The 1,353-nt window shown below is 59.3% G+C and carries 1 protein-coding gene and 1 pseudogene; one reads left to right on the forward strand and one right to left on the reverse strand.

The features are described from left to right. Positions 1-680 (reverse strand): annotated as a pseudogene (locus ACRC1E_RS01360) (histidine kinase); the annotation flags it as partial. 136 nt (positions 681-816) lie between these two features. Between ACRC1E_RS01360 and ACRC1E_RS01365 the strand changes: the two are divergent. Next, positions 817-1,353: DctP family TRAP transporter solute-binding subunit (locus ACRC1E_RS01365; RefSeq protein WP_438513315.1), on the forward strand; the 537-nt coding region annotated here is incomplete at its 3' end.

Below are 1,353 nucleotides of genomic sequence, written 5' to 3' on the forward strand. Positions count from 1 at the left end.
CTGATGCCAAAGCCGGGCGGATCGAAACTCAACTGGTGGCTGAGCGTGCCTTCCGGTTCGGCCTGCGGAAACTTGCTGGCGATTACCCTGCCGCCCACATCCACCAGGCTGAGGTGATAGCGCTCGGCCATCCACCACGGCACCTGGGCCTGCAACAGGCGGTCGAAACGGTAGGCCAGCCGCAGGAATACATCCGGCCTGCCCGGCAGCGGCACCGCCAGATCGAAACGGTAACGCCCGTCGCGGTCAAGGTAGGGCTGGCCATAGGCCGCATGCCCCATTCTTGCTGCCCGCCACAGCGCGTCCTCGCTTGCCGTCACAGGCTGTTGCCGCCCCGCCATCCCCGCCGAGGCCAGCAGATCGAGCCCCGCCACCTCGGGGTGCTCGCGCAAAAACAGGGCTCGGGCACTGGCCAGATGGGCATCCGCACGCGGGATGCCGGACAGCGTCGCCGCCATGTTTTGCGCCCAGTCGCGCTGCCCGTCCAGCGACACCCGTATCGACTGTTCCAGCCACAGCACATCCTGAATCAGTACATCACGCTGCTCCTCGCGCCAGTCGCGATACAACAGCAAAGAAATACTGCCTATGCACAGCAGCAAGGCAATAAAAGCCAGGCCGGTAAACGGCAGCAATAGCCTCAAGGAACGGGCTTTGACCGGGGTAGAAAAACGTTTCATGACATGTACGGGTTTTCCCTATCAAGGAATTCCCCAATAGATATAAATGGCTAGACTTTCTACTTTACACCTTTATGACAGCCAGAAAACAAGGGCTGCATCAACCAGCACAATGCCAATAACACTGGAGAAACCGATGAAACTCAAACTGACCGCCCTGGCCATCGCCGCCACCTTCGCCGCCGGCTCGGCCTTCGCCGCCGGCGAAATCGTCATCAAGTTCAGCCACGTCGTCGCCAAAGACACCCCCAAGGGCAAGGCAGCCGAGCAATTCAAGAAACTGGCCGAAGAGCGGACCAAGGGCAAGGTCAAGGTTGATATTTATCCGAATAGCCAGCTGTACAAGGACAAGGAAGAACTGGAAGCCCTGCAACTGGGCGCGGTGCAGATGCTGGCGCCAAGCCTGGCCAAGTTCGGCCCGCTGGGCGTGAAGGAATACGAAGTATTCGACCTGCCGTACATGTTCGACAACTACGACGAGCTGCACAAAGTCACCCAGGGCCCGATCGGCAAGCAGCTATTGGGCAAGCTGGACAGCAAGGGCATCAAGGGCCTGGCATTTTGGGATAACGGCTTCAAGCACCTGTCGGCCAACAAGCCGATCAAGCTGCCATCCGATATCAAGGGCCTGAAGATGCGCATCCAGTCGTCCAAGGTACTGGACGAAGAAATG

Source organism: Craterilacuibacter sp. (assembly GCF_051659485.1).
Lineage (GTDB): Bacteria > Pseudomonadota > Gammaproteobacteria > Burkholderiales > Chromobacteriaceae > Craterilacuibacter.